This is a genomic window from Serratia sp. S4 (genome assembly GCF_000347995.1).
GTDB lineage: Bacteria > Pseudomonadota > Gammaproteobacteria > Enterobacterales > Enterobacteriaceae > Serratia > Serratia quinivorans.
On record NZ_KB661120.1, the window covers coordinates 117,623 to 141,540 of the forward strand.

General features: G+C 56.3%; 21 protein-coding genes and 1 tRNA gene. 15 read left to right on the forward strand and 7 right to left on the reverse strand.

The genetic code is table 11. The features are described from left to right. Positions 1-21: 21 nt before the first annotated feature. The gene (locus SERS4_RS0101185; protein WP_051071206.1) at positions 22-1,893 is read right to left on the reverse strand and encodes a TRAP transporter large permease subunit; all 1,872 of its coding nucleotides are present in this window, start codon (positions 1,891-1,893) and stop codon (positions 22-24) included. Positions 1,894-1,917: 24 nt separating this feature from the next. Beyond that, positions 1,918-2,931, reverse strand: coding sequence for a TRAP transporter substrate-binding protein (locus tag SERS4_RS0101190; protein WP_017891226.1), 1,014 nt, complete (start codon positions 2,929-2,931; stop codon positions 1,918-1,920). A gap of 322 nt (positions 2,932-3,253) precedes the next feature. On the opposite strand from SERS4_RS0101190, the gene SERS4_RS0101195 reads away from it, so the two are divergent. Next, on the forward strand, positions 3,254-4,702 hold the full coding sequence (locus tag SERS4_RS0101195; RefSeq protein ID WP_012004597.1) for a carboxylesterase: 1,449 nt from the start codon (positions 3,254-3,256) through the stop codon (positions 4,700-4,702). Here the strand turns inward: SERS4_RS0101195 and SERS4_RS0101200 are convergent. Together SERS4_RS0101200 and SERS4_RS0101205 are read right to left on the reverse strand one after the other, a co-directional pair. Then, positions 4,699-5,448, reverse strand: a complete 750-nt coding sequence (locus tag SERS4_RS0101200; RefSeq protein WP_012004598.1) for an NAD(P)-dependent oxidoreductase — start codon at positions 5,446-5,448, stop codon at positions 4,699-4,701. The two genes, SERS4_RS0101195 and SERS4_RS0101200, sit on opposite strands and share 4 nt — an antisense overlap. Before the next feature lie 93 nt (positions 5,449-5,541). Next, a complete protein-coding gene (locus SERS4_RS0101205) occupies positions 5,542-6,405 on the reverse strand; it encodes a LysR family transcriptional regulator (protein WP_017891227.1) in 864 nt (287 codons plus the stop codon). A 114-nt stretch (positions 6,406-6,519) separates the two neighbouring features. Between SERS4_RS0101205 and SERS4_RS0101210 the strand changes: the two genes are divergently transcribed. Further along, positions 6,520-7,278, forward strand: coding sequence for an SDR family NAD(P)-dependent oxidoreductase (locus SERS4_RS0101210; RefSeq protein WP_017891228.1), 759 nt, complete (start codon positions 6,520-6,522; stop codon positions 7,276-7,278). Between the two features lie 12 nt (positions 7,279-7,290). Here the strand turns inward: SERS4_RS0101210 and SERS4_RS0101215 are convergent, their stop codons facing one another. Then, positions 7,291-7,890: an HD domain-containing protein gene (locus tag SERS4_RS0101215; RefSeq protein WP_017891229.1), complete on the reverse strand. Its 600-nt coding sequence runs from the start codon at positions 7,888-7,890 to the stop codon at positions 7,291-7,293. Between the two features lie 110 nt (positions 7,891-8,000). Between SERS4_RS0101215 and SERS4_RS0101220 the strand changes: the two genes are divergently transcribed. The 7 genes from SERS4_RS0101220 to SERS4_RS0101255 all read left to right on the forward strand — a co-directional run bounded on the left by SERS4_RS0101220 (position 8,001) and on the right by SERS4_RS0101255 (position 14,842). Next, entirely contained in the window at positions 8,001-8,465 is a 465-nt protein-coding gene (locus tag SERS4_RS0101220; RefSeq protein WP_017891230.1) for a MarR family winged helix-turn-helix transcriptional regulator, read from the forward strand. 156 nt (positions 8,466-8,621) lie between these two features. After that, positions 8,622-9,047 carry an organic hydroperoxide resistance protein gene (locus SERS4_RS0101225; RefSeq protein WP_004934114.1) on the forward strand — a complete coding sequence of 142 codons (426 nt, stop codon included), beginning with the start codon at positions 8,622-8,624 and terminating at the stop codon, positions 9,045-9,047. Positions 9,048-9,272: 225 nt separating this feature from the next. Next, entirely contained in the window at positions 9,273-10,967 is a 1,695-nt protein-coding gene (gene eptB, locus SERS4_RS0101235) for a kdo(2)-lipid A phosphoethanolamine 7''-transferase (RefSeq protein WP_012004603.1), read from the forward strand. 120 nt (positions 10,968-11,087) lie between these two features. Beyond that, the gene (uhpA, locus tag SERS4_RS0101240) at positions 11,088-11,678 is read left to right on the forward strand and encodes a transcriptional regulator UhpA (protein WP_017891232.1); all 591 of its coding nucleotides are present in this window, start codon (positions 11,088-11,090) and stop codon (positions 11,676-11,678) included. Continuing rightward, entirely contained in the window at positions 11,678-13,219 is a 1,542-nt protein-coding gene (gene uhpB, locus SERS4_RS0101245) for a signal transduction histidine-protein kinase/phosphatase UhpB (RefSeq protein WP_017891233.1), read from the forward strand. The genes uhpA and uhpB overlap by 1 nt, the downstream gene beginning before the upstream one ends. Before the next feature lie 94 nt (positions 13,220-13,313). After that, positions 13,314-14,645: an MFS transporter gene (locus tag SERS4_RS0101250; protein WP_017891234.1), complete on the forward strand. Its 1,332-nt coding sequence runs from the start codon at positions 13,314-13,316 to the stop codon at positions 14,643-14,645. A gap of 120 nt (positions 14,646-14,765) precedes the next feature. Then, positions 14,766-14,842 (forward strand) — tRNA-Pro (locus SERS4_RS0101255). Between the two features lie 48 nt (positions 14,843-14,890). Here the strand turns inward: SERS4_RS0101255 and SERS4_RS0101260 are convergent. Then, on the reverse strand, positions 14,891-15,238 hold the full coding sequence (locus SERS4_RS0101260) for a hypothetical protein (RefSeq protein WP_017891235.1): 348 nt from the start codon (positions 15,236-15,238) through the stop codon (positions 14,891-14,893). Beyond that, positions 15,235-15,525 carry a DUF6516 family protein gene (locus SERS4_RS0101265; RefSeq protein WP_017891236.1) on the reverse strand — a complete coding sequence of 97 codons (291 nt, stop codon included), beginning with the start codon at positions 15,523-15,525 and terminating at the stop codon, positions 15,235-15,237. The genes SERS4_RS0101260 and SERS4_RS0101265 overlap by 4 nt, the downstream gene beginning before the upstream one ends. Positions 15,526-15,907: 382 nt before the next feature. Between SERS4_RS0101265 and SERS4_RS0101270 the strand changes: the two genes are divergently transcribed. The 6 genes from SERS4_RS0101270 (at position 15,908) to dppF (ending at position 23,867) form a co-directional block, all read left to right on the forward strand. After that, a complete protein-coding gene (locus tag SERS4_RS0101270; protein ID WP_012004609.1) occupies positions 15,908-17,599 on the forward strand; it encodes a glycosyl hydrolase family 18 protein in 1,692 nt (563 codons plus the stop codon). Between the two features lie 603 nt (positions 17,600-18,202). Beyond that, positions 18,203-19,810, forward strand: a complete 1,608-nt coding sequence (gene dppA / locus SERS4_RS0101275) for a dipeptide ABC transporter periplasmic-binding protein DppA (RefSeq protein ID WP_012004610.1) — start codon at positions 18,203-18,205, stop codon at positions 19,808-19,810. A gap of 142 nt (positions 19,811-19,952) precedes the next feature. Beyond that, a complete protein-coding gene (gene dppB, locus SERS4_RS0101280) occupies positions 19,953-20,972 on the forward strand; it encodes a dipeptide ABC transporter permease DppB (RefSeq protein WP_017891237.1) in 1,020 nt (339 codons plus the stop codon). Between the two features lie 11 nt (positions 20,973-20,983). Next, on the forward strand, positions 20,984-21,886 hold the full coding sequence (dppC, locus tag SERS4_RS0101285) for a dipeptide ABC transporter permease DppC (RefSeq protein WP_012004612.1): 903 nt from the start codon (positions 20,984-20,986) through the stop codon (positions 21,884-21,886). Between the two features lie 14 nt (positions 21,887-21,900). Next, on the forward strand, positions 21,901-22,881 hold the full coding sequence (dppD, locus tag SERS4_RS0101290; protein WP_017891239.1) for a dipeptide ABC transporter ATP-binding protein: 981 nt from the start codon (positions 21,901-21,903) through the stop codon (positions 22,879-22,881). Continuing rightward, on the forward strand, positions 22,878-23,867 hold the full coding sequence (gene dppF / locus SERS4_RS0101295) for a dipeptide ABC transporter ATP-binding subunit DppF (protein WP_012004614.1): 990 nt from the start codon (positions 22,878-22,880) through the stop codon (positions 23,865-23,867). Before dppD ends, dppF begins: the two co-directional genes overlap by 4 nt. The last annotated feature ends 51 nt before the right edge of the window (positions 23,868-23,918 follow it).

The window sequence follows — 23,918 nt, forward strand, 5'->3', positions numbered from 1 at the left end:
GTGACTCCTTGCTTGAGAAAATCAGTAGCCCAGCCGCGTGGGCAGCCAGGTGGTGAGCGCCGGGAACAGCGCGATAACAATGATGCCGAGCAAGATGATCAGCAGGTACTTGGCCATAGGTTTAATCACGTCCTGCATCGGTACTCCGCAAATGGCGCAGGTGGTATACAGGCCCAGGCCGATCGGCGGGGAAAACAGGCCGAAGCCCATCGCCAGAATCATCACAATGGCGTAGTGCAGCGGGTTGAAGCCGAGCTGGGTGGCGATAGGGACCAGGATCGGGGCAAAGATAATCAGTGCCGGGGCCCCCTCCAGCACCGCGCCGAAAATAATCAGGATGACAATCGACAGCAGCAGAAACAGCCACGGGCCGTAGTCCGCGCCGATGGCGACCAACAGTTGCGCGCACTGCTGCGGGATCATCTCGATGGTCAGAGCGAAGGACAAACTGGTGGCGCAGGCGACGATAAACAACAGCATGCCGGACAGCGCGGCGGTGTCGACGAACAGTTTCACCGTGGCTTTCAGGGTCAGTTCCCCAAAGGCCAGCCGACCGACCACGATGGCGTAAACCACGGCAAAGGCGGAAATCTCGGTGGAGGTGGCGATACCGGCCACCACGCCCTTGCCGATCATCAAAATCATCACCAGCCCGACGGCGGCACCGATCAGCAGTTGGCGGGTTGGCATTCGCACCGGGTAGGCGTCATCGACGTTGATGCGCTTGCCGAAGATCACGGCGGCAATCAGCAGCAACACCAGCAGGCACAGCGCTGGGATCAGGCCGGCGATAAACAGTGCGCCAATCGAAATATTGGCGATAAAGCCCATCACGATCAGATTGACGCAGGGGGGGATGGTTTCCGCCATGATCGCCGAGGCGGCGAACACCCCGGCAGACTCTGCGGCCGGTTGGCGTGCCCGGCGTACCGCGGGCATCAGCACGCCGCCGACCGTGGCGACGTCTGCCAGTTTGGAGCCGGAAATACCCGAGAAGAAGGCCATCGATACAATCGTGGTCATATTCAGGCCACCGCGATAACGCCCCATGCCGCGCACGATCAGCTCAACCAGCCGTGACGACATGCCGTTGACCTCCATCACCGCACCGGCCAGCAGAAAGAACGGAATGGCTAACAGCACAAAATGATCGACGCCGGCGGTCACCTGCTGGGCAAAGAACACGAATGGAAGCGACGGATCGCTAAGAAAGAACACCATAGCCGACATGCCCAGGGTAAAGGCGATTGGCACGCCGGAGATGATGCCCAGGATAAAGCAGGCCAGCATCAGCGCGGCGGGCAGCGAGCTGAACCCCAGCGGGGCATGCAGGCTGAGGTAGCCAGTGCCGCCCAGAAGAGCGACGGCGGCGGCGCTGATTAACACTACTTTCAACGGTGCCTGGCAGGCGTGATCGAGCGCGCTGACCAGCATCACTGCCGCGCCGATGAACACCGGAACCACGAAGATCGCCTGTGGCAGACCGTGTTCGGTGGTCTGTGGCAGTGAAATACCCACCAGGCTGAAGCTGGACACCGTCAGGCCCAGCGCCACCAGTACCAGCACCCAACGGCTGGCATGCACCACGTACGGCCGGGCTACCGCGGGCAGCCAGCGCAGGAACAGATCGACGCCGATGTGTCGGCCACGCCCAGTGGAGGTGGCGACGCCGAAGAACACCAGCGTTACCATCAGCGCGCGCGCCACTTCTTCCGCCCATTCAATCGGGCTGTGCAGCGCGTAGCGCCAAATCACCGAGGCGAATACCACCACCACGTTGATCAGCAGCGCCAGTGCGCCACCCCAGGCGGTAAAGCGGGTCAGACCGCGGCTTAACTGCGTCAGGATGGCCACTTTTTTTACGCTCATTTCAAGGGTTACAGGAAGGGTCATAGCAAATCCTCCGCCAGGCGTGCGTTAGGGCTGCGCTGTGGCATGAATGGCATCCAGCACCGCTTTGGCCTGTGGGTATTTCCCGCTAAATGCCGCCTGTAGCGGCAGCGTTTGCCGGCGGAAATAGTCGCGGTCGGTTTCGGTAAAGATCACACCGGCGGCTTTCAGTTTGTCCATCGCCTGAATTTCTTTTTCCGCTGCGATTTTGCGTTCATAAACCGTTGCTTCGCTGGCTGCCGCCAAGAAGTCGGCTTGCAGCGGTTGCGGGATGCGTTGGAACGCCGCCTGGCTGATGGTGGCGACAATCGGGTTGTAGATATGGCGGGTCAGCGTGGCGTATTTGGCAATCTCGTAATACTTGCTGGTGAAGACCGTGGCGGCGTCATGTTCCACACCGTCGATCACTCCCATTTGCAGTGCGGAGTAAACCTCACCGCCGGGCATCGGGATCGCCGTGGCACCCATGCTTTTTAGCGTGGCGATAAAGTTGGGGGCCGGCAGTACGCGTACTTTCATCCGGTTGAGGTCCTGCGGTGACTGCAGCGGTTTTTTACTGTAAATGTTGCGTGCGCCCAGGCTGAAACCATAGCCCAGCACCTTGATATTGCTTTGCTTGGCCAGCAGGGCGCTCAGCAGTTGGCCCGCCTGGCCATCCAGCGCCTGACCCAGTTGCTGGTTGTCGTCAAACAGATAGCCCAGATCCAGCACGCCGATTTCCGGCACCAGCGTGCCCCAGATGGAAGTCCCGGAGATAGTCATGTCGATCGCGCCGATACGTACCTGTTGGACCGCATCGGCCTCTTTACCAAGCATGCCGTTCGGGAAGTAATTAAGGGCGATTTTGCCCGGCAGGCGCTGGTCCAGATTTTGTTTGAAGCGGTGAAACCAGATGGCGTGCGCGGAGTAACCATCGTCGGGTAGCGATGAATATACCCTCAGACTAACTTCGGCGGCATTGGCGCGCAGTGGCAAGATAAACAGCATAAATAACAGTGTGATAAGCAGACGCGGCGTTAAACGGCATGTCAGTGATTTCATCAGCCTGGCTCCCGATCGCAGACAGCCTGCGATGCTGGTGGTGAAGATGATTTCCCCTGTGGGTAACGCTGTAGGGACAGGGGGAACGGGTACGATACTTTGTGTCTTTGCTTTCACTGTAACGTTTTAGTGTATCGTTACAGAAAACCTACAAACATTCCGTCGGCAGATCAATTTTTATCCGCCAAAATGGCGGGGAAATGCAGGTTCTGTGAGCAGGTTCTAAAAATCGGTGGGTCACGCCCGGCGATCGTCGAGCTGCCCCTGCGGGCATTTAACTTCTATAATCGCTGCTGGGATAACCGTGAATTCAGGAGTGGGCATGCCTTCCAGGGCGATAATTAAATGGACCAAACGGCTGACGATTGTGGCTGTCACCGTATTGCTCACGCTGTTTGCGGTGCGCGTTTACGATACTCAGAGCGGTCCGGCGCTGGAGCCGTGGCATACCTTTGTGCCACACGAGCTGTCGGCCGCCGAAATGGACAACACCGACTGGCAGGGCTATCTGGCCGCAGAGAGTCGGGTGTTTGATGAGGTGAAGGTCAACGTCACGGACAAACTCTCCGCCAGCGAACGTATTCCGCTTAATCGCTATTTTGACGGCAGTCCGGTGTATCCGGAGCACTTTACCCGTGACTGGAACCGTTCCTATGAGCTGATGCCAGAGGGCGAACCACGTGGGGCGGTGGTGCTGTTGCACGGCCTGACCGATTCCCCTTACAGCCTGCGGCACATTGCCGAGAACTACCGTCAGCATGGTTATGTGGCGGTCGGCATTCGCCTGCCGGCACACGGCACGGTGCCGGGCGCCCTGACCGATATTGAATGGCAAGACTGGTTGGCGGCAACGCGGCTAGCGGTACGTGAGGCGCGCAGTAAGGCCGGGGGCGACAAGCCGCTGCATATCGTGGGCTTTTCCAACGGCGGTGCGCTGGCGATGAAGTACGCGCTGGATGCATTGGACGATCCGCAATTGGCGGCACCGCAGCGGTTGATCCTGATCTCACCGATGATTGGCGTCACCAGTTTTGCCCGTTTCGCCGGTATTGCCGGTTGGCCCGCGGTGTTCCCTGCGTTTGCCAAGGCCGCGTGGCTCGGCGTCTTGCCGGAATTTAACCCTTTCAAATACAACTCGTTCCCGGTGAACGGAGCGCGTCAGTCTTATCTGCTCAGTAATGGCCTGCAACAGCAAATCGCCCGTGCGGCGCGTGATGGCAGGCTGGATAAATTAGCGCCGGTGCTGACCTTCCAGTCGGTGATGGATTCTACCGTCAGCACCCGGGCGGTGATCCGCGCGTTATACAACGAATTGCCGGCTAACGGCAGCGAACTGGTGCTGTTTGACGTCAATCGTACGGTCAACTTCGGCCCGCTGCTGCGGCCAAACGCGGCGGCGGCGGTCAGCCAATTGCTGCCTGCGCCCCCACGCCGCTACCAGACCACGGTGATTGCCAACGCCTCACCGGATAGCAGTGAGGCGATCGCCAGCGTAACGCCAGCCGGGGCAACGACGGTAAGTGAGCAGCCGCTGGGCATGACTTACCCAGCGGATATTTATTCGTTGTCGCATGTGGCGTTGCCATTCCCGGTAAGCGATTCGCTTTATGGTCGTTTCCCGGTGCAGCGTGGCGAGTTTGGTATTAGCCTCGGCACGCTTGCTGCGCGTGGTGAACGCTCGGTGCTGGTGGTGGACCTCGATTCGCTAATGCGCATCGCCTCCAACCCGTTTTTCCCTTATCTGCTGCAGCGTATTGATAGCAAACTTTAGCCGAAACCGAGGATGCTAAACGCGTCGTCCTGTGGGTAGTAACCCAGCAGTTGGCTGGTTTCCTCCAGCGACAGCCGCTTATAGCGGTTGTTGGAAACGCCGTGCACCACCGCATGGTGTACGCCTTCAATACGCAGACAACGTTCCAGCAGATCGGCGGCGTCGCGGTGGCTGAGAAAAGCGCTCATATCACGAGCGCTGAGCTGCTCGCCTGGTTCCAGCGTGGTGAAGTTGGCGATGCGCACCGACAATGCGGAAAGTCCTTCCTGATGGGCAAAATAGGCGGCGATGCCTTCGCCGAATGCCTTGCTGACGCCGTACAGATTTTTCGGTTTGGGTGCGTCCTGCGGCCGAATTTGGTAATCCAACGCATAACCTTCCACCGCCTGCGCGCTGCTGGCGAAGACCACGCGTTTGCAACCGGCGTCCTTCGCTGCGCGGAAGATATTGAAGGTGCCGAGGATGTTGTTATCCATCAATGAATTGCAGAAGTCGGCGTCAGGCGAAGGATCGGCCGCCAGATGCAACACGGTATCGATGCCGGCGCAGGCCGCGCGGCAGGCGGCGATGTCGGCAATGTCGAAGCTGATGATCTCATCATTCGGCTGTAGGTTGGTCAGCAGCCCGAGGTCTTTTTCCGCCAGCCGCAGTTGATAGCGATTTCCCACCGATTGACGGAATGCCGTCGCCACCCGGCCGCCCGCGCCGGTAATCAGAATTCGTCCAAATTCAGTACGCAAAGTCATGCTCTCAACCAGTCCCTAAAGTCCATTCTGTGGTGACCAGTAATAATCCGCCGCGTAAGATTTGTCCAGTATCAAATTAGCATGCCTTATGTTTTAGCGTGTCAGTGGGCATTTTTCCCCGATGATTTCGGCCAGGAAATTCATTACCGCACGCACGGCCGTCGAGCGGGCCAGGTCCGGGTAAGTGACCAGCCACAGCTCGCGGGTCGGGGCAGCTATTGCAGTGGGCAGTGTAACCATGTCTGGGTCGCCATCGGTAACAAACGTCGGCAATACTACCGCTCCCAGCCCCGATCGTGCGGCTTCTTGCAACGAGAACAGATCGCTGGCCTGAAATACCACCGGGCGGCCCTGCAATAGCTGCTGTAGCCACTGTTGATGCGGTTGGTTTTGGTAGTGGTGATCGTAGCCGATGAAGGTCCGCGCCGCCTCCGGCAGGGCGGCGTGCTGTGGCGTGGCATACAGCGCATAGCGCATCATGCCGATGCGCTGTACCAGCAGGTCCGGTTGTTGTGGCCGCACCATGCGCACCGCCACTTCGGCGTCACCGCGATCCAGTTCGGCGATCGCCGATTCGCCGGAGAGTATCAGCGTAATATGCGGAAAAGTCTGGTGAAATTGCGCAATCTGCGGGGCAATAACCCGCGCGGCAATCGACGGCGGGGCGCTGATACGCACCTGGGTTTGCGGTGTTTCACCGATGCTGCGCGCATGGCGGACTATGGCGTGGCTTTGGTTTTCGATGTCAGTCGCCAGGCCGGCAATCACCTTTCCGTCCTGCGTCAGCGGCGTGCTGCGTGGCAGACGCAGGATCAGCGGCAGGCCGAGAGCTTTCTCCAGTGCCGCCACCCGACGCCCTACCGTGGCGTGATCGCAGCCCAGCTCCCGTGCCGCTGCCGACAATGAACCGGTGCGTGCCAGCACCACGAAGTGTTTTAAATCCTGCCAATCGAACATCAGTGAATTCCTGCACAGTATTGCCGCGAGTTTACGGAATATTCACACAGACTGGGACGTGATTCAATGGCGTTATCTTTGTAACCAGATTGAATTATTCAATTAGGATATCTTATGAATTTGCATCTGCAGGGGCGTATCGCGTTGGTGACCGGTGCCAGCGAAGGGATTGGCGCAGGCATGGTTCGGGTATTGGCGGCGCAGGGGGTGACTGTGGTGGCGACGGCGCGCCGGGAAGACCGTTTGCAGACCCTGGCGGATGAGGTTGAGCAAGCCGGTGGCATACGGCCCTATGTCATCGCGGCAGATATCACCAATGCGCAAGCGCTCGACAGCATGCTGGCGCTGGCGCTACAGCAGTTCGGGACCATCGATATTGTGATTAATGCGGTCGGCGGGGCTCGCCCAACCTCGTTGAGCGAAGGCGATGCCGGTTGGGAAGAAGCCTTTGCCCTGAACTTTACCCCGGCGCGTCGGATAACCCATGCGTTGCTGCCCCGGATGCTGGCGCAGGGCTGGGGACGGGTGATCAACATCAGTGGCTCGATGGAGCCGCGCAGTTTGAACGCTGCCACCGCCGCCAAGGGGGCGTTGCACCTATGGGCCAAGGGGCTGGCAGGCAACGTGGCGGCGCAAGGCGTTACGGTTAATACGCTGCAGCCCGGGCGGATTAATAGCGAGCAGGTGCGTGAAAAACTGCACCCGACGGAGGCCGCCCGCCAGGCGTTTATCGAACAGAATATCCCGATTGGCTATTTTGGTGAGCCGGAGGATATGGCCTATCTGGCCGCGTTTCTTTGTTCCCCGCAGGCGCGCTATATCACCGGGGCGGTGATCCCGGTGGATGGCGGTATGCATTATTTTGCGCACTGAAGTGGTTGTCGGCTAAGCCGCATCGTTTTCCCGGTAGCGCCGGCGGGCATGTTCAAACCAGCTTGCCGGAACGTTATGCGGTGGCAATTGCAGCCTTTCCAGCCCCTTTTCGACAATATGATGCGCCTGCTGCCATAGCGTCGGGTCACCTTCGGTCAACACTTCCAACAGCCGCTGTTTTTCGATCAGATAGGTTCTGGCGAAATGGCTGTCATAGTCCAGCAGTGAGCGGGTGTTGTCGATCAGGTCCGCCAGCTTGATGGTTTTGGCCTGCGGTGAAGCCTTGGCGCTGTGGCGCCGATCGCGGTTTTTACGCTCGAAGCGGTTGCCGTCACCGGTGCCGCTGACGTTGGTCAGCATCGCCACCAGGCTTGCGACCTGTGGCCCAAAGTGGCTTTCGATATCGCCAAGAGTGGTGGGCGTATCTTCTACCGTGTCGTGCAGCCAGGCGGCGGCCAGCATTTCTTCGCTGTGCGGCACACTGCTGACGATTTCCATTACCGCCTGCGGGTGAACAATGTAGGGGTCATTAGTGTACTTGCGGCGCTGATCGATGGCTGCATGGGCCTTGGTGGCGTAGCGGCGCGCGCGTTCTGTCAGAGTGTCTGTCATGTCCTTTCCCTCCACACAGCACCTCGCTGTGGCATCCCCTGCTTTTAACAAGGTAGCATATTGGCTAAAAATAGTTTGCGATTACATCGTGCACTATCTATATTCAGAGCATGAAAATCGAAAACACCGAACAACCCGCGACGAAAAACCTGCTGCTGCTTGACCAGCAACTTTGCTTTGCCCTGTACTCCGCCAACCTGGCGCTGAACAAGGTGTATCGCAAACTGCTGAGCCAGCTTGAACTCACCTATCCGCAATATCTGGTGATGCTGGTGCTGTGGGAGCGGGACGAAATCAGGGTCACTGACATTGGCGAACGGCTATTTCTCGATTCCGCCACCCTGACGCCATTGCTCAAACGTCTGGAGACCGCCGGTTTGTTAGCGCGTTACCGCGCCACCACCGATGAGCGGCAGGTGATTATTGCGTTAACCGATGCCGGCCGTGCGCTGCGTGAAAAAGCGCAGTCGGTGCCGGAAGCCGTGATGTGCGCTACCGATTGCAGCCTCGATGAAATCGTCAATATCAAACAGCAGTTGGAAAAGCTGCGTGGCAAGCTAATCAACCAGCTTTGACCTCCAGTGCCGGCAGCAGGATCGGCATGGGTGGACTACACTGGAAGTAAGCAGTAAATATATAGTGTACGATTTAATCGTGAAAGATATACCAATGACGACGTTCCACCTGCAGGAATTGCCGTCTTGCCTCCAACCAGAAAGAAGGAATGATGTATGTCGATTGAAAAAGTTGTGTACCGTGCTCATGCCACCGCAACCGGTGGCCGCGATGGCCGTGCGACCTCATCTGACGGCGTGTTGGATGTCAAACTGGGCGTGCCGAAAGAAATGGGTGGCGCGGGCGGTGAAGTCACCAACCCGGAACAGTTGTTTGCTGCCGGTTATTCGGCCTGCTTCCTCGGCGCACTGAAGTTTGTCGCGGCGAAAGAAAAAGTGAAGATCCCGGCCGAAGCCAAAATTGACGGCACCGTCGGTATTGGCGAAATCCCCAACGGTTTCGGCATCGAAGTGCAGTTGGATATCTCTCTGCCGGGCATCGAGCGCAGCGTGGCGGAAGACCTGGTGAAAAAAGCCCACGTGGTCTGCCCTTATTCCAACGCCACTCGCGGCAATATTGATGTAACGCTTAACGTTAAGTAAGATTTCCGCCAATATCACGGAACAAATGGAGGGTTTCAGCCCTCCATTTCTCGTCTCGTGCCCCTTTATCCCTTGCACAAAAAATGGCAAAAATGGTTATTTTGTGAGAATTCTCTTGATTCTTACCCCCAAAATAGCGCTTATTGCCGATCGGCTGAACCTGCAGCCGCATCGAATGTCTGACTGACTTCAGAACTGTTAAAGCCCCCGGAGCCACCGCGTTACATGAACAAAGTTAAATCGCTATCACAGCAGAATTTATCGTTATTGTTAGCGATCTATATCGGCATCTTTTTGAACCTTTCCGTTTTCTATCGTCGCTTTGATTCGTTTTCGCACGGCATTCAGGGGATTAAGGTCATTTCTGCGGTAACCGAGGTTATCGCCATCGTTCTGTTCACCTTCTTTATTATGCGGCTGGTCTCGCTCGGCGGCCGGCTGTTCTACCGGATTATTGCCTCGCTATTGGTGCTGATTTCCGTGGCGGCCAGCTATTACATGACGTTTTTCAACGTGGTGATCGGCTACGGCATTGTGGTGTCGGTGATGACCACCGATATCGACCTGTCGAAAGAAGTGGTCGGTATGCACTTCGTGCTGTGGATGGTAGTGCTCAGCGCATTGCCGCTGCTGTGCATCTGGAAAAACAACCTGCGTTATACCCTGATCGAGCAACTGAAAACGCCCGGACACCGGATAAAACCGCTGGTGGTGCTGGTGGCCGTGGTGGCGCTGGTCTGGGTGCCGCTGCGTATGCTGGATAACGAGCAAAGCGCGCAGGAAAAAATCACCAATGTGGATTTGCCAAGCTACGGTGGCGTGGTTGCACATTCCTATTTGCCATCCAACTGGCTGTCGGCGTTGGGGCTGTTTGCCTACACCCGTTATGACGAAAGTCAGGATCAGGCCAATTTGTTCGACCCGGCCAAGAACTTTACCTATGTTGCACCGGCCGATATTGATGATACCTACGTGGTGTTTATCATTGGTGAAACCACGCGCTGGGATCACATGGGCATTCTTGGCTACGACCGTGACACTACGCCACGACTGTCCAAAGAGAAAAATCTGGTGGCGTTCCGCGGCACGTCTTGTGATACCGCCACCAAACTGTCGTTGCGCTGTATGTTCGTGCGGGAAGGCGGCACGGCAGATAACCCGCAACGGACTCTGAAAGAGCAAAACGTGTTCGCGGTAATGAAAGATTTGGGCTTCACCTCCGAGCTGTTCGCCATGCAGAGTGAGGTTTGGTTCTATAACAACACCGAAGTGAACAACTATTCGTTCCGCGAGATGATCGCCTCCGAAAAGCGCAACGACGGCAAATCGGTTGACGATATGCTGTTGGTGGATGAAATGAAGGAGTCGCTGGCCCGTTATCCCAAGGGCAAGCATCTGGTGATCCTGCACACCAAGGGCTCACATTATCTCTATTCCCAGCGTTATCCGCGTAGCTACGCGCGTTATCAGCCGGAGTGTATCGGCGTTGACGATTTCTGCTCCAAGGACCAGTTGGTTAACGCCTTCGATAACTCGGTGCTGTATACCGACAGCTTTATCGCCAATGTGATTGACCAGGTGCGCGAGAAGAAGGCGATTGTGTTCTATTCTTCCGATCACGGCGAATCGATCGGCGAGAATTCACATCTGCACGGCACGCCGCGTGAAATGGCGCCGGTGGAGCAGTTCCGCGTGCCAATGATGGTATGGGCATCCGACAAGTTCCTGGAAGATCCACAGCATCGCGGAGCGTTTGAGCAATTGCAGGCGCAGCAGCGGGTTGGCAAGACCCACCGCCATGTCGAGCTGTTCGATACCATTCTCGGCTGCCTCGGTTATACCTCGCCGAACGGCGGCATCGTGGCCAAAAACAACTGGTGTGATATTCCGCAGGAAAAAGCGTCGCCAAGCGAGCTGTAACCTCTCCAATACCGGGCGCACTGCGCCCGGTAAAATCTGCTTATACCTTCCTTTCATCAACTAATCTGGCTCAGGCTTGCGCTATACTTGCGCACTTTCCCCCTCGGACCGGAGATTTCCATGACCTTGCGCGTGGCGTTTATTGACGATCATGACATTGTGCGATCGGGCTTTGTGCAACTGCTGTCGCTGGAGCCGGATATTCAGGTGGTCGGCGAGTTCAGCAGCGCGGCTCAGGCACGCGCCGGCCTGCCCGGTCTGGAGGCGGAAATCTGTATCTGTGATATTTCGATGCCGGACGGCAGCGGGCTGGATCTGCTGGCGGACATTCCCTCCGGTATTCGGGTGGTGATGCTGTCAATGCATGACAACCCGGCGCTGGTGGAGCTGGCGCTGGAACGCGGTGCCTGCGGGTTCTTGTCCAAACGCTGCAAGCCGGAAGATTTGATCACCGCGGTACGCACCGTCGCCAGCGGTGGCGTGTATCTGATGCCTGAAATCGCCCAGCAACTGGCGCGAGTGAAGGTAGACCCGCTGACCCGTCGTGAACGCGAAATCGCACTGTTGCTGGCGCAAGGACAGGAGGTGCGGGAGATTGCTGCTGCGCTGGGGTTGTCACCCAAAACGGTACACGTGCATCGCGCCAATCTGTTCGCCAAGCTGGGTATCAACAACAACGTCGAGCTGGCGAAGCGGATGCTGAACCTGTGATGCAACGCCTGATCACCCAACTGGCGTTGTTCTTTATCTATGCCACCAGTGCATTTTGCCTGTGGGGGATTGGCACCGCGCTGATCGACCCGCCGTGGCAGGCGTTGTTGCTGTTCCCGTTTGGTCTGCGTATGGGCATTCTGCTGCAAAGCCCTTACCGCTTCTGGCCGGGCATCCTGTTGGCCGATCTGCTGCTGATGGTGGTGTTGGCCGATCAGTTCGGTTACGGGCCGGCACTGTGGGCTTCGGTGGTGGTGCTGCTACTGACGGTGTTGCTTAGCCTGGTGGCCTCCCCCTGGTTGCTGCGGCATCAGGAAAGTGACAGCGAATGGCAATGGCCATTGATGCAGGGCGCGGTAGTGGCGGTGGCCGCGTTGCTGCAGGCGCTAGTGTGGCAACTAGTGAACGGCGAGGGGGCCAGAGCCCTGTTGCTGGGGCTGGCGGGTGGGTTCACCATTGCCCCAACCTGTCTGCTGCTGTGGCACTATCTGGCGCGGCAGATCTGGGTACCGCTCGAACCGGGCCTGATCCATAAACCGGTGACGCTACGGTTGCGCCATCTGGCCAGTTACTTACTGCTGTTTGCGCTCAGTATCTGGCTGCAACAGCAGGTTAATGCCGCAGAGCTGCGCCGCTTCGCGCCGTTTTGTCTGGCTATTCCTATCGTCTTTATGTCCTATCGTTACGGCTGGCAGGGCGCGCTGTTGGCAACCTTGCTCAATGGCGTGGTACTGGTGGCCAACGAACCGCCACAGCCTGAATCGCACCGTGATTTACTGCTGTCGCTGCTGGCCCAGAGCCTGACCGGTCTGTTGCTCGGCGCGGGTATTCAACGCCAGCGTGAGCTGAACCAGCAACTTCGGCTGCGGCTGACGGAAAACCGCCAACTGGCGCGCGCGCTGGTCACGGCAGAAGAACAGACCCGGCGCGAGGTGGCGCGGGAGCTGCACGACGAGGTCGGTCAAACCATTACCGTGATCCGCACTCAGGCCAGTATTATCAAGCGTTTGGCACCACAGCCGCAGGTGATGGGCTGCGCCGAGGCGATAGATACGCTGGCGCTGCGGGTATATGACGGCGTCCACGACGTGTTGACGCAACTGTGGCCGGCTGCGTTGAATAATTTGCCGCTGTCGGCGGCGGTGGCGGCGATGCTGCGCGAATCGCTGCCGCAGGATACGTCGCTGGTGAGCGTGATGCAGTGGCAGGTACCGGATGAATTGCTGGATGAGACGTTGAAAATTACGCTGTATCGGGTGTGTCAGGAAGGGGTGACCAATGTCTGTCGTCACGCCGCCGCCAGCCGAATTGAGCTGGATGCACGTCTTCGTCAGCGCAAAGGGCGGTTGCCGCAGGTGCTACTGACCATTCGCGATAATGGCGTCGGTATCGATCTGGCCCATCATGAGCCGGGTTATGGTCTGCGCGGCATGCAGGAGCGCATCAGCGCACTGGGCGGCCGCCTGCGACTGACGTCGGAGAATGGCACCTGTTTGAATGTGATCTTACCCACAGTTTCACCGGCGGAAGGGCCAAACTAGGAAATACTCCTAGCCGCGTCGGGAATCCGGCGTAAGTCATTTTCGCGCGCGCGCAGCATGATAGCGGTACTTTTCATATTCTCTGAGGTTTCACATGTGGTCTTTCCTTAAAAGCCGCGATGATGTGCCGCCGGTTACCGATCAAAAACAGATCGATGCCAGCTATAAATACTGGCGCATCCAGCTGATGTGGACGATGTACATCGGCTATGCCGCGTTTTACTTCACGCGTAAAAGCTTCAACTTCATTATGCCAGCGATGCTGAGCGATCTTGGCCTGACGATGTCCGACGTCGGTATTCTCGGTACGCTGTTCTACATCACTTACGGCTGCTCGAAGTTTATCTCAGGCATGATCAGCGATCGTTCCAACCCGCGCTATTTTATGGGGTTGGGCCTGATTATGACCGGCATACTCAATATCTTCTTTGGCCTCAGTTCTTCGCTGCTGATGCTGGGGACGTTGTGGATCCTCAACGCCTTCTTCCAGGGCTGGGGCTGGCCGCCATGTTCGAAAATCCTCACCAGCTGGTACTCGCGTTCCGAGCGCGGTAGCTGGTGGGCGATCTGGAATACATCGCATAACTTTGGCGGTGCGTTAATCCCGCTGCTGGTCGGCTTTATCTCGCTGCACTTTAGCTGGCGCTACGGCATGATTATTCCGGGTATTATCGGCGTGGTGTTGGGCCTGCTGATGTGTTGGCGCCTGCGTGACAAGCCGTCCACCATGGGGCTGCCCAGCGTGGGTAAATGGCGTAATGATGCCATGGAGCTGGTGCAGGAATCGGAAGGTCAGGGGCTGACCAACCGCGAAATCATCAAGCGCTACGTGTTGACCAACAAATACATTTGGCTGCTGGCGGTGTCTTACGTGCTGGTGTACATCGTGCGTACGGCCATCAACGACTGGGGTAACCTGTACCTGACCCAGGAAAAAGGCTATTCGCTGATGACCGCCAACTCGGCGATATCCTTGTTCGAAGTGGGCGGCTTTATCGGCTCGCTGGTGGCCGGTTGGGGCTCTGACAAACTGTTCCGCGGTAACCGTGGGCCAATGAACCTGATCTTCGCCATCGGTATCTTCCTGTCGGTTGCGGCGCTGTGGATCATGCCGGGTGTTACTTTCCTGCTGCAGGCGGCCTGCTTCTTTGCTATCGGCTTCTTCATCTTTGGTCCGCAGATGCTGATCGGCATGGCAGCGGCGGAATGTTCACACAAGGATGCTGCCGGGGCGGCAACCGGTTTTGTCGGCCTGTTTGCTTATCTGGGGGCAGCGTTGTCCGGTTACCCGATTGCCCGCATCATGGAAATCTGGCACTGGAATGGGTTCTTCGTGGTGATCTCGATCGCTGCCTGTTTGTCTGCGTTGTTCCTGTTGCCGTTCTTGCGTGCTCAATCACCGACGCTGAAAACTGCCAAGGCATGATGAAAAAGCGCGCTGTGGGCTGCTGTAGCGCGCTTTATGCCGCTTTTATCACCACTTGATTGACCGGGGCGAGAAAGTGATTGACGCGTAATATCGTCAGCAGTAAGATGCGCCCCGCATCGGCGAGTAGCGCAGCTTGGTAGCGCAACTGGTTTGGGACCAGTGGGTCGGAGGTTCGAATCCTCTCTCGCCGACCACATTCAAGAAAACCTGCTTTTTAAAGCAGGTTTTTTTTCGTCTGTAGTTTAGGCCGCCTTGCCGACTACGAAGTCAAAATGGATTTCGTCATAGGGGAAAATAATGCCCCGTTCGCTTTTATCAACAATGCCGCAGCCTAACAGAGCCTGTAGATCGGTATGCACCGCTTTAACATCCCGTTTAACGCGACGTGCTACTTCCCGGATTGAAAGTTCGCCAGCGCCGGTCATGGTATGAAGGATTTGCATTTTTTTAGGCGACAGGGTTTTCCACAGGCTCTCCCAGTCTAAAAATGTGATGTAGCTTCCTTGCTGCTGCTTGTTGCCCTGCAGGGCTTTCTCCAAATTGCGTTGTACTTCCTCAAGAGAAGCCACGCGGATGGTGACTCTGTTCATTCTCTTTCACCTCTTAGTCGTGCGACTTCATTGAAGAAGCTGCGTTGCAGCGCTGTCAGGTGGGTAAACGTAATAGGTTGCTGCTTGTCGCCCACATGTTTGTGGTCGCCTTTACCTGCTTCATTGTCATAACGTAAACGGCAAATGCCCGCTTTGACGTAGGCAAACCTGTACTTGTAGTTATGAGTGCTGCCGTTAACGGGGGGATCGACATGCCAAATAACCATTTGCATAAATTCAGTGTTTGTCAGTTGGATTTTGTCCTGATAGATCAGTTGAGAAGGCACTTCCGTCTCCTTCGTGTTGTATAAAATAACAGCATATTTAGAGTGTTGTCAATGAAGACAACATCTTGTGGCATGACAAATATTTATCCTTTCCCTGTATTTAATTCACTATCCTTATTCCCACTGCTGCTGGTTATCTATTATTAAATTAATTCATTATTGCTCAATAAAACCCGGTTGATAGCGCTATTGTTTTAAGGATTAATTTATCTATAGTCTGAATACACGAAATGGGAATGATAGATTTCCGTTACGTGGGAAAGATTAATACTTAGTTATTCATTTTAATCGGCCAGAGATATTGCGGAATTATTTTTATCCGACAATCGGCGGTCGTCATTAAATATTTTATGTTTATCCTCTCGGAATAAAGGAATCAGTTATGCGCAAATTTAATAAACCGCTGTTGGCGTTGCTGATCGGCAGCACGCTGTGCTCTGCGGCGCAGGCCGCCGTACCGGGCAAGCCTACGCTGGCCTGGGGCAATACCAAGTTCGCCATTGTCGAAGTCGATCAGGCGGCGACGGCTTATAATAACCTGGTGAAGGTGAAAAATGCCGCCGACGTTTCCGTTTCATGGAATTTATGGAATGGCGATACCGGTACCACGGCAAAAGTATTATTAAATGGCAAAGAAGTCTGGAGCGGTGCCTCAACTGGCGCTTCGGGCACGGCAAACTTTAAGGTTAATAAAGGCGGCCGTTATCAAATGCAGGTGGCGTTATGTAATGCTGATGGTTGTACCGCCAGCGATGCCACCGAAATTGTCGTGGCGGATACCGATGGCAGCCATTTGGCACCGTTAAAAGAACCGCTACTGGAAAAGAATAAGCCTTATAAACAAGACTCCGGCAAAGTGGTCGGTTCTTATTTCGTTGAATGGGGCGTTTACGGCCGTAATTTCACCGTCGATAAACTGCCGGCACAGAACCTGACGCATTTGCTGTACGGTTTCATTCCAATCTGCGGCGGTGACGGCATCAACGACAGTCTGAAAGAGATCGAAGGCAGTTTCCAGGCGCTGCAACGTTCTTGCCAGGGCCGTGAAGACTTCAAGGTGTCGATCCACGATCCGTTCGCCGCGTTGCAGAAAGGGCAAAAAGGCGTGACCGCCTGGGACGACCCCTACAAAGGTAACTTTGGTCAGTTGATGGCGCTGAAGCAGGCACGTCCGGACCTGAAAATCCTGCCGTCGATTGGTGGCTGGACCCTGTCCGACCCGTTCTTCTTTATGGGTGACAAGGCCAAGCGCGATCGCTTCGTCGGCTCGGTGAAAGAGTTCCTGCAAACCTGGAAGTTCTTTGACGGCGTGGATATCGACTGGGAGTTCCCGGGCGGGCAGGGCGCTAACCCGAAACTGGGCAGCGCACAGGATGGGGCGACCTATGTGCAACTGATGAAAGAACTGCGGGCGATGCTTGATCAGCTTTCCGCGGAAACCGGTCGCAAGTATGAACTGACCTCTGCGATCAGTGCCGGCAAGGACAAAATCGACAAGGTGGACTACAACACTGCGCAGAACTCGATGGATCACATCTTCCTGATGAGTTACGACTTCTATGGCGCGTTCGATCTGAAAAACCTGGGCCATCAGACCGCACTGAAAGCGCCGTCCTGGAAACCGGATACGGCCTATACCACGGTAAATGGCGTTAACGCGCTGCTGACGCAGGGGGTGAAGCCGGGCAAAATCGTGGTGGGGACTGCCATGTACGGCCGCGGCTGGACCGGTGTTAACGGCTACCAGAACAACATTCCGTTTACCGGCACCGCGACCGGCCCGGTAAAAGGCACCTGGGAAAATGGCATCGTGGATTACCGCCAAATCGCCAATGAGTTTATGAGCGGTGAATGGCAGTACAGCTACGACGCCACTGCCGAAGCGCCTTATGTGTTCAAACCTTCCACCGGTGACCTGATCACCTTCGACGATGCCCGCTCGGTACAGGCGAAGGGCAAGTATGTGCTCGATAAGCAGTTGGGCGGGTTGTTCTCCTGGGAAATCGACGCCGATAACGGAGATATTCTGAACAATATGAATAGCAGCCTGGGCAACAGCGCCGGCACGCAATAAATCGGTTGTAGCACGTTGCCGGGGGATATCCTTTTGCCCCCGGCTTTTTAACAGACGAAAGTTTTTTTACGGTGAATAGATTGTGGCGTCACCCGGCTAAAAAAATGCGCCGACGCCTCACCCTTTCGGGTGACAGGGCAGCATTTCGTCCTGTCTTTTACGGCGATCACAAAAATAACCGTTCAGATATTCATCATTCAGCAACAAACTTTTTTAGTTTTTTATCGGAGTTAAACACCAGCAACTTTCTGCAACACAGCCTATCGAACTAAAAATGACCGCATAGCATAAGTTTTCATGCTGCTACTGTTAAAAAAAGGTTTTTTTTATGTTTGTTTGCTGTTTCTCACAGTCTGCGTAAATCCCCACTGGTTATATTGACGACACCCCAAACAGTTGGCAATTTGGTAGCCTCAGGGGTAAGAGCGAGAGTTGTTTGAGTGAATTCCACGCGCTCAGACGCCCCCACCGGGAGGCGTTCCACCCGGCTCTCTCGCGCAATTATCCCTCCCAGCCTTCGGGCACGACTGCACAGGCCGCGCAATAAAAAATACAGGCTCTGGCGGTAATACACACATCACATCACATAATGGAGCACAAACGATGACAAGTTCCTTGGGAAAAACAGGGATTCTGAAATTCGGTATTGGGCTGATTGCGCTGACCGTTGCGGCCAGCGTGCAAGCCAAGACTCTGGTTTACTGTTCTGAAGGTTCCCCGGAAGGGTTCAACCCGCAGCTGTTCACCTCGGGTACTACCTATGACGCCAGCTCGGTGCCTATTTACAACCGTCTGGTCGAATTCAAAATCGGCACCACCGAACTGCAGCCGGGCCTGGCTGAAAAATGGGATGTCAGCGAAGACGGCAAAATCTACACCTTCCACCTGCGTAAAGGCGTGAAGTGGCAGAGCAGCAAAGACTTCAAACCGACCCGTGATTTCAACGCCGACGACGTGGTGTTCTCCTTCGAACGCCAGCTGGACGCGAAAAATGCCTATCACAAAGTCTCCGGCGGCAGCTATGAGTACTTTGAAGGCATGGACATGCCGAAGCTGATCGCCAAAATCGAGAAAGTGGACGACTACACCGTACGCTTTGTACTGACCCGTCCTGAGGCGCCATTTGTGGCTGACCTGGGTATGGACTTCGCTTCTATTCTGTCTGCCGAATACGCCGACGTAATGATGAAGGCCGGCACCCCGGAGAAAATTGACCTGAACCCAATCGGTACCGGTCCGTTCCAACTGCTGCAATACCAGAAAGACTCCAAGATTCTCTACAAGGCGTTTGACGGTTTCTGGGGCACCAAGCCGAAGATTGACCGTTTAGTGTTCTCCATCACGCCAGACGCCTCAGTGCGTTACGCCAAACTGCAGAAAAACGAATGCCAGGTGATGCCGTATCCGAACCCGGCTGATATCGCGCGCATGAAGCAGGACAAAACCATCAACCTGATGGAACAACCGGGGCTGAACGTCGGCTACCTGTCGTTCAACGTTGAGAAAAAACCGCTGGATAACCTGAAGGTGCGTCAGGCGTTGACCCTGGCGGTCAACAAGCAGGCGATCATCGACGCGGTGTACCAGGGTGCAGGCCAGGCGGCCAAGAACCTGATCCCACCGACCATGTGGGGCTATAACGACGCGGTGAAAGACTACACCTACGATCCGGTCAAGGCTAAAGAACTGCTGAAAGAAGCGGGCATGGCAGACGGTTTCTCCATCGATCTGTGGGCAATGCCGGTACAGCGTCCGTACAACCCGAACGCGCGCCGCATGGCGGAAATGATCCAGTCTGACTGGGCGAAAATCGGCGTGAAAGCCAAAATCGTAACCTATGAGTGGGGCGAATACCTCAAGCGCGCCAAAGCGGGCGAACATCAGACGGTGATGATGGGCTGGACCGGCGACAATGGGGATCCGGATAACTTCTTCGCCACGCTGTTTAGCTGCGCGGCGGCTAAAGACGGTTCCAACTATTCTCGCTGGTGCTACAAGCCGTTTGAAGATCTCATTCAACCGGCGCGCGCCGAATCGAACCACGACAAACGCATCGAACTGTACAAACAGGCTCAGGTAGTGATGCACGATCAGGCTCCGGCGCTGATTGTTGCCCACTCCACCGTTTACGAGCCAGTGCGTAAGGAAGTGAAGGGCTACGTCGTGGATCCGCTTGGTAAGCATCACTTTGAGAATGTCTCTCTGGATTAATTTTACTACCGGTTAATACCACGCCCCTCTCTTTAAGGGAGGGGTGGGGTTGCCCGTAGGCAGAGAAGCACCAGAGGTGTGTGAGCTTTAATAAGCCTGGCGGACGATGAGCTGCCGGGCATTGATACAGAGAGTTCGGGATATGTTGCAGTTCATACTCCGACGTTTGGGGTTAGTTATCCCAACGTTTATCGGCATTACTTTGCTGACTTTTGCATTCGTCCATATGATCCCCGGCGACCCGGTGACCATCATGGCCGGGGAACGCGGGATCTCCGCAGAACGCCATGCACACCTGATGGCGGAAATGGGGCTGGATAAACCGCTCTATCAACAATATTTCACTTACGTATCCAACGTGTTGCATGGCGATCTGGGTACCTCACTTAAAAGCCGTATCTCCGTTTGGGAAGAGTTCGTTCCGCGCTTCAAGGCTACGCTGGAGTTGGGGCTCTGCGCGATGATTTTCGCCGTGCTGGTGGGCATTCCGGTTGGGGTACTGGCGGCGGTCAGGCGAGGCTCAATATTCGATCATACCGCGGTGGGCATCTCACTGACCGGCTATTCGATGCCGATTTTCTGGTGGGGCATGATGTTGATCATGCTGGTCTCGGTGCAGCTGAACCTGACGCCGGTATCGGGACGGGTCAGCGATACGGTGTTCCTTGACGATAGCCTGCCGTTGACCGGCTTTATGCTGATCGACACCCTGATCTGGGGCGAACCGGGCGACTTCGCTGACGCCGTGATGCATATGATCCTGCCGGCCATCGTGTTGGGCACCATCCCGCTGGCGGTCATTGTGCGTATGACGCGCTCCTCGATGCTGGAAGTGCTGGGCGAAGATTATATCCGTACCGCGCGCGCCAAGGGCGTGAGCCGTATGCGGGTGATTGTGGTGCATGCGCTGCGTAACGCCTTGCTGCCGGTCGTGACGGTGATCGGCCTGCAGGTCGGCACCATGTTGGCCGGTGCGATCCTGACCGAAACCATCTTCTCCTGGCCGGGCCTGGGGCGTTGGCTGATGGACGCATTGCAACGTCGCGACTATCCGGTTGTTCAGGGCGGCGTATTGCTGGTCGCCTGTATGATTATTCTGGTTAACCTGCTGGTAGACGTGCTCTACGGCGTGGTCAACCCGCGTATTCGCCACAAGAAATAAGGGGCGCTCTAATGTCTCAAGTCACTGAGTCTGTCGTTAAAGGTGCGCCGAAGCCCATGAGCCCGTTCCAGGAGTTCTGGCACTATTTCAAGCGCAATAAAGGGGCCGTTGTCGGCCTGGTGTATATCGTTCTGATGTTTGTGATTGCCATCGGTGCCGGGGTGCTGGCACCGCATGCGCCGGCGGATCAGTTCCGCGACGCGCTGCTCAAACCGCCGGTCTGGCAGGAAGGCGGCAGTTGGCAATATCTGCTGGGTACCGATGACGTTGGCCGCGATGTGCTGTCGCGCCTGATGTACGGCGCCCGGCTGTCACTGTTGGTTGGCTGCCTGGTGGTGGTGCTGTCGCTGATCATGGGCGTGGTGCTGGGCCTGCTGGCCGGATACTTTGGCGGCGTGGTGGATGCCATCATCATGCGTATCGTCGACATTATGCTGGCATTGCCCAGCCTGCTGTTGGCGTTGGTATTGGTGGCGATTTTCGGTCCGTCGATCGTCAATGCTTCACTGGCGTTAACCTTTGTCGCCCTGCCGCACTATGTGCGTCTGACCCGTGCTGCGGTATTGGTGGAGGTGAACCGCGACTACGTCACCGCTTCACGCGTGGCGGGGGCCGGTGCGATGCGCCAAATGTTTATCAATATCCTGCCAAACTGCCTGGCGCCGCTGATCGTTCAGGCTTCTCTGGGTTTCTCGAACGCTATCCTGGATATGGCCGCTCTCGGCTTCCTGGGTATGGGTGCACAACCGCCAACGCCGGAGTGGGGCACCATGCTCTCCGACGTACTGCAGTTCGCACAAAGCGCCTGGTGGGTAGTAACCTTCCCTGGCGTGGCGATCCTGCTGACGGTGCTTGCATTTAACCTGATGGGGGACGGCTTGCGTGATGCTCTCGACCCCAAACTCAAGCAGTAAAGAGGACGAGAGAGATGGCGTTATTAAATGTAGACAAGCTTTCGGTGCACTTCGGTGACGAAGGCACCCCTTTCCGCGCGGTAGACCGTATCAGTTACAGCGTGGAGCAGGGCCAGGTAGTGGGGATCGTCGGTGAATCCGGCTCCGGCAAATCCGTCAGCTCGCTGGCGATTATGGGGCTGATCGACTTCCCCGGTAAGGTGATGGCCGAAAAGCTGGAGTTTAACGGCCAGGATCTGCGCAAAATTTCCGAAAAAGAGCGCCGCCAACTGGTGGGCTCGGAAGTGGCGATGATCTTCCAGGATCCGATGACCAGCCTGAACCCATGCTACACCGTCGGTTTCCAGATTATGGAAGCGCTGAAGGTGCATCAGGGCGGCAACCGTCGCACCCGCCGCCAGCGGGCTATCGACCTGCTGACGCAGGTGGGCATTCCCGATCCGGCCTCGCGGCTGGACGTGTATCCGCACCAGCTTTCCGGTGGGATGAGCCAGCGCGTGATGATCGCCATGGCGATTGCCTGTCGGCCGAAGCTGCTGATTGCCGATGAACCTACCACCGCACTCGACGTGACCATCCAGGCGCAAATTATCGAGCTGCTGCTGGAGTTGCAGCAGCGGGAAAATATGGCGCTGCTGCTGATTACCCACGATTTGGCGCTGGTGTCCGAGGCGGCGCATCACATCATCGTGATGTATGCCGGTCAGGTAGTGGAATCCGGTAAAGCATCGGAAATCTTCCGCGCACCGCGGCATCCTTATACTCAGGCGCTATTGCGCGCGCTGCCGGAGTTCGCGGCTGACAAGGCGCGCCTGGCTTCGCTGCCGGGCGTGGTACCGGGCAAATATGACCGCCCAAGCGGCTGTTTGCTCAACCCGCGTTGCCCGTACGCCAATGAGCGCTGCCGCAATGAAGAGCCGGAATTACGCACCATTCCCGGCCGTCAGGTTAAATGTCACACACCGCTGGATGATGCGGGGAGGCCGACCGTATGAGCCAGAACCAACCCTTATTGCAGGCGATTGACCTGAAGAAACACTACCCGGTCAAGAAGGGCATCTTTGCCCCGGAAAGGCTGGTTAAAGCGCTGGACGGCGTCTCTTTCACCCTTGAGCGTGGCAAAACGCTGGCGGTGGTGGGCGAGTCCGGCTGTGGCAAGTCAACGCTGGGCCGTTTGTTGACGATGATTGAAGTGCCGACCGGCGGTGAGCTGTACTATCAGGGGCAGGATCTGCTGAAGCCGGACGTCACCGCGGAGAAGCTGCGGCGCCAGAAGATCCAGATTGTGTTCCAGAATCCTTACGGATCGCTTAACCCGCGTAAAAAGGTCGGGCAGATCCTCGAGGAGCCGCTGCAGATCAATACCGGGCTAAACAGCGCGCAACGTCGTGAGAAAGCGCTGGAGATGATGGCCAAGGTTGGCCTGAAAACTGAACATTACGATCGCTACCCGCACATGTTTTCCGGCGGTCAACGCCAGCGTATTGCTATCGCACGCGGGCTGATGCTTAACCCGGACGTGGTGATTGCCGATGAACCTGTCTCCGCCCTTGATGTCTCGGTGCGGGCGCAGGTACTGAATCTGATGATGGATCTGCAGCAGGATTTGGGGCTGTCCTATGTGTTCATCTCGCACGATTTGTCGGTAGTGGAGCATATTGCCGACGAAGTGATGGTGATGTACCTCGGTCGCTGTGTGGAAAAGGGCAGCAAAGATGCCATTTTCAACAACCCGCGTCATCCGTATACCCAGGCGTTGTTGTCTGCGACGCCGCGTCTGAATCCGGATATGCGTCGTGAACGCATCAAACTGACCGGCGAACTGCCCAGCCCGATGAATCCACCGCCGGGTTGTGCATTCAATGCCCGCTGCCGTCGTGCTTTTGGGCCCTGTACCCAGTTGCAGCCACAGTTGAAGCAATACGGCGAACAGATGGTGGCCTGCTTTGCGGTCGATCAGGATGAAAATCCTGCGGCATAACTTTGTTATCAATCACGATTAATTAGAATGCCGGCATTTACGCCGGCATTT

Bases quoted from the DNA above. Each gene is read 5' to 3' on its own strand.
- dppD (WP_017891239.1), top strand. From the start codon at position 21,901: ATGGCGTTATTAAATGTAGACAAGCTTTCGGTGCACTTCGGTGACGAA.
- SERS4_RS0101195 (WP_012004597.1), top strand. From the start codon at position 3,254: ATGCCTTCCAGGGCGATAATTAAATGGACCAAACGGCTGACGATTGTG.
- SERS4_RS0101185 (WP_051071206.1), bottom strand. From the start codon at position 1,893: ATGACCCTTCCTGTAACCCTTGAAATGAGCGTAAAAAAAGTGGCCATC.
- SERS4_RS0101200 (WP_012004598.1), bottom strand. From the start codon at position 5,448: ATGACTTTGCGTACTGAATTTGGACGAATTCTGATTACCGGCGCGGGC.
- uhpA (WP_017891232.1), top strand. From the start codon at position 11,088: ATGACCTTGCGCGTGGCGTTTATTGACGATCATGACATTGTGCGATCG.
- SERS4_RS0101190 (WP_017891226.1), bottom strand. From the start codon at position 2,931: ATGAAATCACTGACATGCCGTTTAACGCCGCGTCTGCTTATCACACTG.
- SERS4_RS0101260 (WP_017891235.1), bottom strand. From the start codon at position 15,238: ATGAACAGAGTCACCATCCGCGTGGCTTCTCTTGAGGAAGTACAACGC.
- dppF (WP_012004614.1), top strand. From the start codon at position 22,878: ATGAGCCAGAACCAACCCTTATTGCAGGCGATTGACCTGAAGAAACAC.
- dppA (WP_012004610.1), top strand. From the start codon at position 18,203: ATGACAAGTTCCTTGGGAAAAACAGGGATTCTGAAATTCGGTATTGGG.
- SERS4_RS0101225 (WP_004934114.1), top strand. From the start codon at position 8,622: ATGTCGATTGAAAAAGTTGTGTACCGTGCTCATGCCACCGCAACCGGT.
- SERS4_RS0101270 (WP_012004609.1), top strand. From the start codon at position 15,908: ATGCGCAAATTTAATAAACCGCTGTTGGCGTTGCTGATCGGCAGCACG.
- SERS4_RS0101205 (WP_017891227.1), bottom strand. From the start codon at position 6,405: ATGTTCGATTGGCAGGATTTAAAACACTTCGTGGTGCTGGCACGCACC.
- eptB (WP_012004603.1), top strand. From the start codon at position 9,273: ATGAACAAAGTTAAATCGCTATCACAGCAGAATTTATCGTTATTGTTA.
- SERS4_RS0101215 (WP_017891229.1), bottom strand. From the start codon at position 7,890: ATGACAGACACTCTGACAGAACGCGCGCGCCGCTACGCCACCAAGGCC.
- SERS4_RS0101220 (WP_017891230.1), top strand. From the start codon at position 8,001: ATGAAAATCGAAAACACCGAACAACCCGCGACGAAAAACCTGCTGCTG.
- SERS4_RS0101210 (WP_017891228.1), top strand. From the start codon at position 6,520: ATGAATTTGCATCTGCAGGGGCGTATCGCGTTGGTGACCGGTGCCAGC.
- uhpB (WP_017891233.1), top strand. From the start codon at position 11,678: ATGCAACGCCTGATCACCCAACTGGCGTTGTTCTTTATCTATGCCACC.
- SERS4_RS0101250 (WP_017891234.1), top strand. From the start codon at position 13,314: ATGTGGTCTTTCCTTAAAAGCCGCGATGATGTGCCGCCGGTTACCGAT.
- dppC (WP_012004612.1), top strand. From the start codon at position 20,984: ATGTCTCAAGTCACTGAGTCTGTCGTTAAAGGTGCGCCGAAGCCCATG.
- dppB (WP_017891237.1), top strand. From the start codon at position 19,953: ATGTTGCAGTTCATACTCCGACGTTTGGGGTTAGTTATCCCAACGTTT.